This window comes from Algibacillus agarilyticus (assembly GCF_003286125.1).
In the GTDB taxonomy this organism is placed as follows: domain Bacteria; phylum Pseudomonadota; class Gammaproteobacteria; order Enterobacterales; family Alteromonadaceae; genus Algibacillus; species Algibacillus agarilyticus.
In genome coordinates this window covers 1-13,501 of the sequence record NZ_QMED01000042.1, presented here as the reverse complement: position 1 = coordinate 13,501, position 13,501 = coordinate 1, and the positions used below count along the sequence as shown (strand labels likewise).

8 protein-coding genes are annotated in these 13,501 nt (G+C 38.0%); 4 read left to right on the top strand and 4 right to left on the bottom strand.

Going from position 1 to position 13,501, the window contains the following annotated elements:
- The first annotated feature begins 1,251 nt into the window (after positions 1-1,251).
- The 3 genes from DPX34_RS20020 to DPX34_RS20010 are packed head-to-tail and all read left to right on the top strand — an operon-like array spanning position 1,252 to position 4,967.
- Entirely contained in the window at positions 1,252-2,640 is a 1,389-nt protein-coding gene (locus DPX34_RS20020) for an MATE family efflux transporter (RefSeq protein WP_111980206.1), read from the top strand.
- The gene (gene uvrB / locus DPX34_RS20015; RefSeq protein WP_111980205.1) at positions 2,637-4,670 is read left to right on the top strand and encodes an excinuclease ABC subunit UvrB; all 2,034 of its coding nucleotides are present in this window, start codon (positions 2,637-2,639) and stop codon (positions 4,668-4,670) included. The genes DPX34_RS20020 and uvrB overlap by 4 nt, the downstream gene beginning before the upstream one ends.
- A 15-nt stretch (positions 4,671-4,685) precedes the next feature.
- On the top strand, positions 4,686-4,967 hold the full coding sequence (locus DPX34_RS20010) for a hypothetical protein (RefSeq protein WP_111980204.1): 282 nt from the start codon (positions 4,686-4,688) through the stop codon (positions 4,965-4,967).
- Between the two features lie 118 nt (positions 4,968-5,085).
- Here the strand turns inward: DPX34_RS20010 and DPX34_RS20005 are convergent, their stop codons facing one another.
- On the bottom strand, positions 5,086-9,342 hold the full coding sequence (locus DPX34_RS20005; protein WP_111980203.1) for a hypothetical protein: 4,257 nt from the start codon (positions 9,340-9,342) through the stop codon (positions 5,086-5,088).
- Positions 9,343-9,496: 154 nt separating this feature from the next.
- Between DPX34_RS20005 and DPX34_RS20000 the strand changes: the two genes are divergently transcribed.
- Complete coding sequence (locus tag DPX34_RS20000) at positions 9,497-10,792, top strand: leucine-rich repeat domain-containing protein (RefSeq protein WP_111980220.1); 1,296 nt, start codon at positions 9,497-9,499, stop codon at positions 10,790-10,792.
- A gap of 267 nt (positions 10,793-11,059) precedes the next feature.
- On the opposite strand, the gene DPX34_RS19995 is transcribed toward DPX34_RS20000, so the two are convergent.
- From DPX34_RS19995 to DPX34_RS19985, 3 genes are read right to left on the bottom strand one after another with little or no spacing between them, the layout of a single operon-like run.
- Positions 11,060-11,935 (bottom strand): class I SAM-dependent methyltransferase, encoded by an 876-nt coding sequence (locus DPX34_RS19995; protein ID WP_111980202.1) that lies wholly within the window; start codon positions 11,933-11,935, stop codon positions 11,060-11,062.
- A complete protein-coding gene (locus DPX34_RS19990; RefSeq protein ID WP_111980002.1) occupies positions 11,913-12,512 on the bottom strand; it encodes an FcoT family thioesterase in 600 nt (199 codons plus the stop codon). The genes DPX34_RS19995 and DPX34_RS19990 overlap by 23 nt, the downstream gene beginning before the upstream one ends.
- 2 nt (positions 12,513-12,514) lie before the next feature.
- Complete coding sequence (locus DPX34_RS19985; RefSeq protein WP_111980001.1) at positions 12,515-13,441, bottom strand: TauD/TfdA dioxygenase family protein; 927 nt, start codon at positions 13,439-13,441, stop codon at positions 12,515-12,517.
- Between the last annotated feature and the right edge of the window lie 60 nt (positions 13,442-13,501).

Genomic DNA, 13,501 nt, shown 5'->3' with positions numbered 1-13,501 from the left:
TAGCCATTTTACTTTTTATTCGGTGGTTCGAATCGCTTGTTTATTTGATATATGTCTGTCGTTTTATTGCACATGCCGATTTTAAGTACCTTAAAATGGCTGCAAGTTTGCTTTGTCTCTTAGTATTACTCTCTTGGTATTGCACTTTAGGTATTGTCACCCTTTGATATATATATTGCTTAATGAGCATATTGAAGTGACTTGGGTATAAAAGTCAGTTGCTGCAACGTTGAAATAGGGTAGAGGGCGAATAAATCTACTTATATTAAGTTGGAGCAGAGTGAATAGGTAAAAGGTATTGATAGTAATAGGGATCATTACCGTAAAGTATGATTTCATTAAACGTTATTTAAAGGCGTATTGAAAGTTGCAACTTAATGTCAGGGTTTAAATTAATAATATGTATTTATACTGACTTGGGCGCACAATGTTTATATTGACTGCTTTTGGTAGCGCTAATTCGGTCTTTTATCGATAATTGCTGATTTATAGTGCTTAAAATGAGTAGCCTCTATTTTCTGAGTTGTAAACATAAATTATTTATTATTAACACCGTTTCGCAAGAATATTACCGAAGCGCAGCAGACTAAAAAATATTCAATGCTCGCCAAAGCCAGAAGAATAAAGAGCTAGCGCCTGTTATCCACTAGATCTGTGGATAACTATGTTAATAAAGTTGGAAATCTCACGCAAAGCCGCGTCCTTTCTATGTCAATACTTTATTACCGTTTTTTGTTACTTTTAGAATAAAGTTATTTAAATCAATGGTTTAAATTATAATTGTTCGTTTTTTAATTTGATTGGTTGAAAAATGTGCTAAAAATGCTGGCGTTAGTTTTTAATGTGAATCAATTTTGAATATAGAAAAAAATCAAGTCAATTTATGTTTTATAATGCATGTTTTTTTATACAGTTAAGTGTTGCATTGTAACGGTGCGTTTAGAGTGAGTGAAGGTAAATATTCCTGCTTTGTGTTTTATTTTTTATTGGCTAATTAAAGTCTATAAAAGCATTTTAGTTTTTTTCTAATTGTTATTTATTGCTCGTCTTGAGGTTAAATTGGCTTTAAAGCCTGTTTTTATAGCATTACTTTAAAAAATCACAGATTTTATGCCTATTTATAAGTTAAAATATTTTATTAAATACGAACGTCGGTTTATACAAACTACTGTTTTGTTAAATAGGTAGCTAGTTGAGCGTTTTATTTACCCGAACGTTATTAATTCGAGAAAGTTGGAAAACAAAAACGAGATGACAAGCTCTAAAACAAAGCCACCTCTTGATATGATCCAAGATCCTATCGGTAGTACGATTAAAAAAATGACGATACCCATGGTGATGGCCATGATGGCGTTAATGTCATTTAATTTAATTGATACATTTTTTATTGGTTTAATGGGCACTGAACCCCTAGCGGCAATTAGTTTTACTTTTCCGATCACATTTACCGTGATTAGTTTAGCTATTGGCTTAGGTATTGGCACTTCAGCGGTGACGGCTAAAGCGTTAGGGCAGGGCGATAAAATCAGTGCAAAACAAAATGCAACGAGTGCTTTAATTATTTCTATCTTATTAGTTGTTGCACTCTGTACGATTGGGATCTTTACAATAGAACCTCTTTTTACCTTGCTTGGTGCCGATGCCTCAACGTTAGTTTTTATTAAAGAATACATGTATGTCTGGTATATCGGGAGCTGCTTTTTGGTTTTACCTATGGTGGGCAATAGTGTTTTACGTGCCTCAGGCGATACCAAAACCCCGAGTCAAGTGATGGCCTTTGGTGGCTTAATTAATGCCATTCTCGATCCGATTCTTATTTTTGGCTTTGGTCCTATTCCGGCACTCGGTATGGCGGGTGCGGCATTAGCAAGCCTGATCTCATGGGTTGTTGGCACCTTTACTATTTTATATATCTTGGCTTTTTCGCGAAACTTAATTTTTAGGCATTTACCGACTTGGTCACAATTCAAAAGTTCATGCGGTATTATTATGAAGATCGCATTACCTGCGGCGGGCGCAAATATGCTAACCCCAATGGCAATGGCTATAATGACGGCTATCGTCGCGCTTTATGGTAAAGAAGCCGTTGCCGCATTTGGTGTAGGTAGCCGAATTGAATCGATTGCCTCTATGGTTGTTTTGGCGTTATCTATGTCTTTACCGCCATTTATTAGCCAAAATTTTGGTGCCGGTAAAATGGAGCGTGTTAAAGAAGCTTATGTTACAACGTCTCGTTTTGTCTTGATTTGGCAGTTTGGTATTTACTGTTTGTTATTATTACTCGCTTGGCCGATTGCCATGGCGTTTTCGTCTGACCCTAATGTGATTGAAATATTGACTTGGTTTATTTGGATTATGCCATTAGGTTATGGTGCTCAGGGTATTATCATTTTAACCAACTCATCATTTAATGCATTGCATAAACCAATGGATGCATTGATGTTGAGTGTACTTCGATTATTTGTGTTCTTTGTGCCGATCTCTTACGTCTGTGGCTTAATATGGGGAGTGCATGGTTTATTTGTCGGGGGCGTTATCGGTAATGGTTTAATGATGTTAGTGTCAGCGTTTTGGTTTAGAAAATATTTAACAACGGTTGAACACAGCACCGTATCGTTAGGATTAGGAACACATAAATGAGCGAAAAACTGTTTGATTTACAATCGCCCTACCAGCCTGCAGGTGATCAACCACAAGCCATTAAGCAATTAACAGAAGGTTTTGAAGCGGGTCTCGCTCATCAAACGCTATTAGGGGTAACTGGGTCGGGTAAAACATTCACAATGGCAAATGTGATTAAAAACTTAGACAGACCGACTATGATCATGGCGCATAACAAAACATTGGCGGCGCAATTATATGGAGAAATGAAAGAGTTTTTCCCAAATAATGCGGTTGAATACTTTGTTTCATACTATGACTATTACCAACCTGAAGCGTATGTACCTTCTACCGATACGTTTATTGAAAAAGATGCCTCAATTAATGATCATATTGAGCAAATGCGGTTATCTGCCACTAAGGCGTTAATGGAACGCCGAGATGTTGTCATTATTGCGAGTGTATCGGCGATTTATGGCTTAGGTGATCCTGATTCGTATTTAAAAATGTTGTTACATCTTCGCCAAGGCGATTTGATTGATCAGCGTGATATTTTAAGGCGACTAGCTGAATTACAATATCAGCGCAATGATATCGATTTTGGCCGAGGTACATATCGCGTGCGCGGCGATGTGATTGATATTTTCCCTGCAGATTCTGAGCGAGATGCAATTCGTATTGAATTATTTGATGAAGAAATAGAACGGATAAGTGAGTTTGATCCATTAACGGGGGAAATGTCACGCACAATGGCTCGAACGACTATTTATCCTAAAACACATTATGTAACGCCGCGTGACAAAATTTTAGCCGCTGTTGATTTAATTAAAGCTGAGCTTGTTGAACGTAAACAGCAATTGATTGATTTGCATAAGTTGGTTGAAGAGCAAAGAGTGACTCAACGAACACAATACGACATTGAAATGATGAATGAGCTAGGCTATTGCTCTGGTATTGAAAATTATTCGCGCTACTTATCCGGACGTGCACCCGGCGAGCCACCGCCAACGTTATTCGATTATTTGCCAGATGACGGTTTACTGATTATTGATGAATCACATGTTACGGTTTCGCAAATTGGCGCGATGTATAAAGGCGATCGATCGCGTAAAGAAAACCTCGTAGAGTATGGTTTTAGATTGCCTTCTGCACTTGATAACCGACCCATGAAATTTGAAGAGTTTCAGCAGCTTGCTCCTCAAACTTTATATGTATCCGCTACGCCAGGTAAGTATGAAATTGAAAAATCAGGTGATGAAATTGCAGAACAAGTTGTTCGACCGACCGGTTTAATCGACCCCACGATCGAGATACGGCCCGTCGCGACCCAAGTCGATGATTTATTATCTGAGATTCATAAACGTGTTGCGGTTGACGAGCGTGTATTAGCTACCACGTTAACTAAGCGTATGTCAGAAGATTTAGCCGATTATCTTAACGATCACGGTGTCAAAGTCCGTTACTTACATTCCGATATTGATACCGTTGAACGGGTAGAAATCATCCGTGATTTACGCTTAGGTAAGTTTGATGTGCTTGTCGGTATTAATCTACTCCGAGAAGGATTAGATATGCCAGAAGTTTCGCTAGTAGCCATTTTAGATGCCGACAAAGAAGGTTTTTTGCGTTCAGATCGTGCGTTAATTCAAACAATCGGGCGTGCAGCCCGTAATGTAAACGGACAAGCCATTTTATATGCGGATCGCATTACGGGATCAATGCAACGAGCGATGGATGAAACGGATCGCCGTCGTGAAAAACAAGTCGAGCATAATTTAAAACATGGTATTACGCCGACAGGCTTAACCAAAAAAATAACCGATGTTATGGATGTGGGTTACGATGATGATGAAGCCGCGAATGATGATGCGAGCTCTGGTATCAAATTACGTAAAATTGGCGAAAATAAAGCAAAATATAATGGTCAAACACCGGCCGAAATTGCCAAGCAAATTAAAAAGCTTGAAAGTGAAATGTTTGAATTAGCGCGTAGCTTAGAATTTGAAAAAGCAGCTAAATTACGTGATGAAGTGCAAGCATTACAACAATTAATGATTAAAAACAGTTAATACAAGGATCGGGTTATGAATGTTGATAAAGCTAAAAAACGAATAGCTAAGCAAGTTAAAAAAGGCGATAAAGGTTATCCTAAAATAACGCTCGCTTATTTTGGGCAATCGGCTGATATAGCCACAGAAGTTGTTATTAGTTTTATTGAAGCAGAAGGGGCTGAACCGCAATCGCAAAAATTTGTATGTGAAAGTGATGTACGAGAAGACGAAACAATCCAATCTGTTTTAGTTAAAATTATGGAACGAGCAGATGCCAATACTGTTAGCGAAGTTGCGGGTACTGCGTTACTTTAGTTTATGCGTCATGCTTGTTAAGCGGTAATCAAATACCCCTTTCTTATACGTTAAAATTTTCGTTAATCCTTTTAACGTATCTCGTATAACGTATAAGAACGGGGTTATTTTTATCTATTTACTTATTCCCTTTATTCCCTTTATTCTCTGGATTAGCATCCTGATCAGAAGCCGTGGTTTGCGTATTAGGTTGATTTGCATGATCCCCTGTCTTTACGTTTGAACTGGCTTGCTCATTTATTTCTTTAGCACGCCAATAGCCTTGTTCGCCTAATATCTTCCAAGCCCATTTTACCCAGTTTAAAAAGGCAAAACTTAACCAAATTACCCAGACTAGCATCATACCTTTATAAACAATTTGCGGAATGCTGACGATTGTAATATTGGGTAAGACACCCTGGGTTTTATCAGCAAACCATTTTAAGTGGTAACTCGATGAATGATTACCTGCTATTCCCATATCAGGTGAACTTAATAAGCTCATCGGCACCACCGAAATTAACGTAATAATGGCTATTAACGATAAGCCATATAAAAAGAGCTGCGATAAATTAAAATAAGTTCTGCTTAAATTGTTAGGTCGATACGTTGATGCTGTGAGTGTGGCAAACCAAACGGCAATGAAAATGAGCACACTCCAGTTATTTAAGCTCAGGCCAAAACCAAATATCACCCAGCTGACCGTTGAAAGTGGCGAAAATTTTACTTTTGATATTAATACCGCCAATAATATAAATATTAATAACTCACCCCAATATAAAACCGCGGGGCCTAACAAAGGGCCTTGGGCAAATAATACCCAACGATTGTTCAAATTAACCTGCTGATTTATATTACTGGTAGGTGCATTTAAATTAACCTTAGGCATCGAAAAAAGCATAGTGCTTGTTTGATCACTGCGCATTTGAATCGATATATCGTGCTCACCGGGTGCAATAGGCAAGGTTAATTTTTGTTGGTTAGTTTGTAGATTTAAGAGCTGGTTATCACTTTTAACTTGGGTTAATTGATAGCTTAACGGTAATACTATTTCATGCGTGCCACCTCGGGTGCTGCGGTAATTAAATGATAAGTTAACGACTGAAGTACGCTCACTTTGTTCAATTTTGTAATCGACTTTATCGATGGCTAATACATTGCCTTTGACTGCCGCTGGGCGAGTGTTTTTAATCGTTAATGTTTCACCGGGATAAGGATAAAATATATGTTCATAATATCCGTAGGCACTGTCATCTAATACACTGGGTAAATCAGAAAACTCGCTATGCCAAACCGGACTTGTACTAATGATCCATTCTTCAATAAAATGCGGCTGAGTGCTGGCGGTCAGGTTGAGTAAGCTTGCACGATCTAAAGTGGCAGACCAATAAAATTCATCAGCACCATCAGGGATCGTGATATTTATTTTATTGCCCATTTGATTAATATCCGCGGAGGTTATTTTTTCATTCGGTAGTAAATCAACCGCTAGATTAATCGAACCTTTAAAAGGTGCGATACGCTCAACAACCGTATCAACTCGCCATACATGACCTATAACTAAGCTGCGTGTCACTTTTACAAACGGTACAATAGGGTAGCGGCTAGATGCCTTGTTGTTTTCTCCTTCTGCATTTTCAGCTATTGTAGAGGTGATTGCGTTAGCAATAAACGTGATGGAATGGCTATTTAACGTATTGTTATGCAAGCCAGCTACTACCCATTGTGGCTGTTCATTAAAGTAGACAGCAGCCGGTTTTTCTTTAAATTGTAATTGAAAAGTATCAACGGCAGCGTAACGACCAATAACGGTTAAGGTATGTATACCTTTGTTGATAGGCACATAGACCCATTGCTGGTGCTTATATAAACCTTTAATTGCGTGTTTATTGAGCGTAACTGATTCAGGGCGCCAAAATTCAGATTTAGGTAAGGCAATTGCGGTGTCATGTTGCGCATGCACTTTAAAATTAAGTACGAGTTTATTTGTATCAAAATTAATCGCTAAATTGTTAATATTGGCACAATGCGGTGCGCAAGTGGGGGCCTCTAACACTCGGTTTTTTAGTTGTTCAAGCATGGCTTGATCAGGGTAACTGCTGGCCATACTATCAGGTGAATAGGTGGGTAATAAACCGATTATCAACAAGCTTGGTAGTAGTTTGGCTATGCTTTGGGGCAAAACAAAAGACTTGCTTAAGGTTGTTAACACACTTTTTAACATAATGAATAACCAGAATAGAGTGATTAACGTTGCGACTATTTTTAAAAGTCGATACTGGGTGATTGATAAAATAATTAAACGGAATGATTGCTCTTTAGTTACATCGCTGCGCCAATTAATATAATAACTATTCCACTGCCAATTAGGGATACCCGACCCCGCTTGCAATAAAGCATCATTTTGATAACGAGGTTCATTTTTGATATTACTTCTTACTCCGCTTACTGTTATGTATTCTTTATCGTTGGATGAATTAATGCTAACCCCTGTTACTCTTTGTAATGATTCGGCTAACTTGCTATCGGGGACTTGAGCGATATCTTCAGCGTTGATCGCAGAGGTTACTTGTTGTTTTTCACGCTTATGCGCCGATATAAGGTGTTGTTCTCGACGGGCTCTACGCTCATTTGCTTGTGCATAATGAGTTTGTTTTACGTCTAATTGTGGATAAATAGCGGTTCTTACTTGTTGAGCAGAAAATAATAAAATTGCCCCCACGGCTATCGCAGCACTGCCAAACCAGTAGGTTTTGACCACGTTATTGAGTGCGGTAAAAGGTTGATGTTTTTTTATAGCTAAGGCTAACAATAGATTCAAAATAACAAAAATAGGTGAGCCCTCTATTTGATAAATTAATAACATCATTAATCCGGTGGTTATACCCGCAAATATGTTTATGAGTCGAGTGGCAACTAAAGCCGATAATAAAACAATAAAACTTGTCCAAATCGTCCATTTATTGATCCAGCTTTTAGAAGACGTGTCGGCGCCCATAACGGCAAAAAGTTGATTTCCCGGCGGCAAGTTCAATTTAATGGATACTTTTTCAAAATTTTGATTCCAACCCGCAACCGGTAAATCTTGTTGTAAATTGATATGGCCAACTGCTTGAATATCGACATCAGCATATCGGTTTTCTATTCCTTGCTCTTGTGGGGTTTGACTGGTAATGAGTAACGCACCATCGTCATCTTTTGCGGCCTTTAATAAATACGGTGACTGCATGCTTAAACGCCAATCTTTATTCATATTGCCGGTGATTTGGTCAACAAACGTGAAATTATCACCTGAAAAATCAAGCCATAATTCACGTTCTAATTGTAATTTGTTTTCTAAGCTTAAAGGTTTACCGCGATGTTGAACATTAAAAGTGAGCTGCTCATTTTTCTCAAGTAAGTAACTGGGTAATGTGTACCAATTGTTGGGCATGTTTGCTTGTTTACTATCAACTAAACCCGCACCAGACAGTTTGCCTGAACGTATTGATTCGTCTGCTGAAAATACCCAAATTTCTTGTGCGGGCCAATGATGGTCACTCGTTGGTTTTTGCCATGTCAGCTGTGTGGGAAGAGCATAAGCATACATATTTATTTGCCAACGCCCAGGTTTTAATTTTGCGTTTAAAATACCGTTTTCATCAAGGTAGGTGTTGAGTTCTGATTTAATACCGATAAGTTGAAACCCTTGGGGCAATACCGTACCGAGTGCTTCTTCACGCATTTTACCCGCTACATCAACCGTGATTTGAGTATTAAGCTGGATATATTCACCATCGGTTATTTTACGAACCACACTTAAATCAACACTATTATGGCGTTGCTGCGTTTTATCTGTACTTTGCAGCCAAAGTGCTTGTTGAGTTAAACGCGGAAACGCAATGGGTTTACCGTTGATATCGACTTCAACGAGCGCATAAATAGAGGGGATTGTGATATTTTCAGGTTGTACTTGCCAGTTAAGCTGGCCTTGTATTTTGTAGTCTCCCGGGGCGAGTTCTATAGTGGGGACACCATTAAAATTGAGTACCGCATAAGCTTTATTATTTACGCGTACTTGCTGTGGCCAGTACTTAGTATTGCCCGGTAATGCAATTTTACTTTTAACAATAATATGCCATGCAACGGTAAATTGGCTGGACTTTTGTTGCACCGATATTTTTAAGGGTGATGACCAAGCACATAAATGATTTTGAATATGATTAAAGTCACGGTAATTAATCGCGGGGCAATCGAGCTGCTCGTAGCCTTTTTTAACCCACTGGCTCCATTGTGCTAAATCGTTTGGTATCGCTTGTTCGTTTTTTGAGGGCGAAGCGGCACTGGCAATAGCAGTAAAACAGAATAAATAAAACAAAATAAGGTAGGTTAAACGGTTGCAAATAGTGGGTGTCACGAATTAATCCTTGTGAATTTTTTGTGTAGTGTGCCGTGTTGAAGATCAAAATCCAATTTATTTCTTGTTAAAAATTGCAAACGTTGCAGGCTTAACGGTATCGATTAATTACGTTATAATAACCGCAATAAATCGTTATAAATGGAATATGCAATTGCAAACGTTAGCGCAGTTAAAATTAGGTCAACTCAAAGGGGTGACGCGTTTAGCGTTATTTGAAAATTTAACTGAATTTCCACTCGAAATTTTCAATTTAGCTGATAGTTTAGAAATACTCGATTTATCAAAAAACCAATTATCAAGCTTGCCAGACGATCTGCATCGTTTAACTAAGTTACGCATTCTATTTTGTTCAGATAATGTATTTACTGCGTTACCTGCTTGTATAGGCCAATGCCCAAAACTAGAAATGATAGGCTTTAAAGCTAATCAAATTAAAGATGTACCGGCAGAGTCGTTACCCCGAGATACTCGGTGGTTAATATTAACCGATAACCAAATTGAGCAATTGCCCGAATCAATGGGTGAATTACATCGGCTTGAAAAATGTGCTTTAGCGGGTAATCAATTAACGGCGTTGCCTAAATCGTTATCACGTTGTACTAATTTAGGCTTACTGCGTATTTCAGCTAACCAATTAACTGAGTTTCCAACACAAATTTTAGCGTTACCTAAATTGGCTTGGCTTGCATTTGCGGGCAACCCATTTTGTGATAAATACGCTAAAAATGCGTTAACGAATTCTATTGAAAAATCGATACCTTTTGTTGAATACCGTGATTTACACATTAATCAAGTATTAGGTCGTGGGGCATCGGGTGTGATATCTCATGCGACATGGGTGAATAATGCGTTAAATTTACCTGATGAAGTCGCGATAAAAGTATTTAAAGGCGAAGTTACCAGCGATGGTTACCCTGAAGATGAACTAGATGCGTGTTTACGCCTAGGTTTGCACGATAATTTGGTTAAACCGTTAGCGCAAATAAAGGCTAACAATGCACTTGAGACAGGACAAAATGCGGCGTTAATTATGGGGTTGATCCCACCTCATTATATTAACTTAGGATCACCACCCAGTTTAGAAAGTTGTACACGCGATACCTTTAAAGCGGGGTTTGCGTTATCGATTGAGAAAATTGAAAACTTAGTTAATCAAATGACGGCTGCCTTAACCCATATTCAACAACACCATATTTTGCACGGTGATTTATACGCGCATAATGTGTTAATTGATGAAAAAGGGCACTTATTGTTTGGTGATTTTGGTGCAGCGTCTATTTATGAAGGTTTTGAAGACAGTGTGCAATCAGCCTTGATGACCATTGAAAAGCGCGCACTGGGGTATTTTATTGCTGATTTACTTAGCGTTTGTTTGTCTACCGATCAAAACTCGCCTCGCTACCAAGCTTTACTAAAACGTGCTGATCATTATTTATTAGGTAAATAAGGTGTTTTAGCCAAAGGTTAATCCTCAAAATGAATGAGGTCTGTTTTTACATGTCTATTGTGGTGAGAGGAGAGTAGAAGGAAAGCCTTCTACTTTTTTTGGGTATTACATTTACTTCAGGCTAAACAACAGCTCACCTGCTTGTGTATTAATACAAGTAATAAATTCATCACTTTCTAAACCTGCGCTACGACGTTTTGAACCTAGGTCGTAGTGTTCGTTAAAGCCATTCACCGCCCGTTTATTTTTGGCTAGCTTAGAGCGTATTTATTCGTTTACACAGTGTGCAATACGCACATACCCAAGTGTGCGGCCTAGCAATTTATTATCTGGTTTCAATAGATATAAATTTTCTAATTCATCGGCTCCAAAATCTGAATCTAATTTTAGATTGTTATCAATGACAAAACGGTTGATTTCATCTGAGTTACAACCAAATAAAAAAGGTTCGTTTATTTTTTTAAGCCAATGGGCTATTTGTTTGCCGCCGTAAGTTGAATGATCCCCATTAACAAAACTACGCAATGAATAATCAAATACAATTGAACTGCCTTTAGCACATTGTGCCGTTAATTTTAAAATGTAACTAACGACTTCTTTTTCTAGGTAATACGAAACGCCTTCCCAAATAAAAAGCGTAATTTTAGAAAAGGAGAAATTATTTTTTTTGAGCTCAAGGGCGATGTCTTCTTGATTAAAGTCGATAGGAATGTAGCTAACATTATCTGGAATGTTGCAATCTGTTTGCTTTAGTTGATTTAATTTATAAGCTTGCGTTGGCGGAAAATCTAATTCAAAAACATTGACCGATCGTAACACTTTTTTATAGCGTAATGCGCGCGTGTCATAACCTGCACCTAATATGACAACCTGCTCGATACCGGAGTCGATTTGTTGTTGTAATATTTTATCAATATGCTGTGTACGGATGATCGAAAAGCAATAACTACCTGGGTGCAAACGCTCAATCAACTTGCGCCGTAGCCATCGTGGACGCATTTTAGCTAACATAGAATATTGTCCATCAATAAAATTATCCGCTAAATAATCTGCTTGATAGCCTAAATTTATATTGTCTTGTTGAGTTGCCGCCCTTAACGCAGCAACGGCTTGTGCCGATTTAATGGCTTTGTGCATTTGCATTGACCTCTTTTAAACCGGGTACATAACACGCAAGCACGTTTCCTTTTGCAGCGATACCTTGCTCATCATAAAATGCAATGCTGGTGTGCATAAACAAACGTCCTTTAATTACTGAAAGTTTATCAACCGTGAATAGCCCTTCAAATGCTCGACTGTTTAGAGGCCTTAAAAATTTAGATTCGAGTTTGGATATTAATATGGTAGCTAACTGATCTTCAAAAAAGTCCTGTAACGTTTTAGGGCATAACGCAGCCCATTTAGGATTTAGAGCTTTAAATATACCGGACTCTATGCACTGAGCGACAATGACATATGACAGTTGATTAAAACAGATATTGAATTCAACAGCATTAAAATGGCCAGTATCATCAATGTAACAACTTTTTTCTATGGCAAATTGACCTCGAGCGGTAACAAGTGCTTCACTATTAACATCGTCGATAACGGCACTTTTCAAATAGGTGCTGTGACTAAAATACGGTTTAAGCACTTGTTTTAATAAAGTAGGCTCAATTAATAATGGATCGTTCGTTGGGCTTTTTGCTTTTTGTGTTGTTTGAGTTATTGCTGTAAGCATTGTTATACCTCCATTTCTGGAATGGCTACGCCTGCGTTTTCGCGTAAACTATCACATAAAGGCATACCGTCTAGCAGTGTGATCCTAAACATCATTGTTTCTTCTTCTTTGGTTATTTCGGCTTGTAAGTTTTCTCCAACAGCCGCCTGACGGCCTGAACTGTGTTGTAAAAAACGGTTATCCCAAATGATTAGATCGCCTAAATTCCAGGTGACTTCTTTGATAAATTGTGCCTGTTCAGCAAAATCGAATAATTCATCTAAGATAACTTTACTTTGGTCTAGCCCTTCGTTTTTTACTTCAATAGTAAAGCCGCGACTCGCGTAAATAATTTTTTCTTTGGTGAAAGGGTGTGTGATCACCGCAGGGTGCTCAACTGGTGGCTGTACTGCATGGATCATGGCTAAAATTTCAGTTAAGTCTAAATTTATATCTTCTGGTCTGACTTTATAGCGCCAACGACCACTATGAATAAATGTCATTTTTGATAAGGTTTGCTGCTGTTTTAATGACATCGCTTGGTATACTTTCGCCATATCAATAAATCGAGTCGTCCGTTTTATTGTTTTGGGCATAACTTTAGGCATTAACATGGTGAGCACTTTAGGGTTTTGTTCAAAAGCGGTATCTGAATGCCAATACCCTCCCGTTCTGGCTACGCCCATTTTGTCTTTTGTCTTTTGAATATTTGATGAAACGAATATTTCTTTGTGATCAGGGTGGTGATAATTTTCCTGTAAGTAGGGCACCGGTGTTGCAAATTTATTGGCAAAATCAACATATTCTTGATTGGTGAGTGTTTGATTTTTAATAATCACCAAGCGGTTTTCATACAGTGAAGATTTAATGATTTTTTCATCTTTTTCTGTTAGCGAATTGATATTAAGTCCGTGTAATTCACAGCCAAAATCATTTTTAAATATTTCCATATTATCCTCTTTTTTATTGTTATTTACGCTAACGATCTAAGTGATTTAGAAGCAAGCCAT

What these genes read in the sequence shown, in the direction of transcription:
- DPX34_RS19995 (WP_111980202.1), bottom strand. Translation starts at nt 11,935, where the DNA reads ATGCAAATGCACAAAGCCATTAAATCGGCACAAGCCGTTGCTGCGTTA.
- DPX34_RS19990 (WP_111980002.1), bottom strand. Translation starts at nt 12,512, where the DNA reads ATGCTTACAGCAATAACTCAAACAACACAAAAAGCAAAAAGCCCAACG.
- DPX34_RS20020 (WP_111980206.1), top strand. Translation starts at nt 1,252, where the DNA reads ATGACAAGCTCTAAAACAAAGCCACCTCTTGATATGATCCAAGATCCT.
- uvrB (WP_111980205.1), top strand. Translation starts at nt 2,637, where the DNA reads ATGAGCGAAAAACTGTTTGATTTACAATCGCCCTACCAGCCTGCAGGT.
- DPX34_RS20010 (WP_111980204.1), top strand. Translation starts at nt 4,686, where the DNA reads ATGAATGTTGATAAAGCTAAAAAACGAATAGCTAAGCAAGTTAAAAAA.
- DPX34_RS19985 (WP_111980001.1), bottom strand. Translation starts at nt 13,441, where the DNA reads ATGGAAATATTTAAAAATGATTTTGGCTGTGAATTACACGGACTTAAT.